Origin of the sequence: Streptomyces sp. B1866 (genome assembly GCF_031932565.1) — a bacterium.
GTDB lineage: Bacteria > Actinomycetota > Actinomycetes > Streptomycetales > Streptomycetaceae > Streptomyces.
In genome coordinates this window covers 1-234 of sequence record NZ_JAVSCF010000673.1, presented here as the reverse complement: position 1 = coordinate 234, position 234 = coordinate 1, and the positions used below count along the sequence as shown (strand labels likewise).

Here is a 234-nt window from a genome sequence, read left to right as displayed (position 1 = left end):
ACGAGCACGCCGTGTCCACGGACACCGAGGGGCCTTCGAGGCCCAGGCTGTAGGAGATGCGACCCGACACGACGCTGGTCGTCGATCCGGTCAGGCGGAAGCCCTCGATCTGCGGCAGGCCGCCCGCGGGCGCGGCCGCGTAGTCGGAGGGGCCGACGCCGCAGAAGACGCCGGTGTCGGTGCCCCGCAGGGACGTCGGGTCCAGGCCCGCGTCTTCGAGCGCTTCCCAGGCGC

General features: G+C 73.9%; 1 protein-coding gene. It reads right to left on the bottom strand.

The window, feature by feature from the left end:
• Window positions 1–234: beta-ketoacyl synthase N-terminal-like domain-containing protein (locus RKE29_RS30730; RefSeq protein WP_312008948.1), on the bottom strand; the 234-nt coding region annotated here is incomplete at both ends.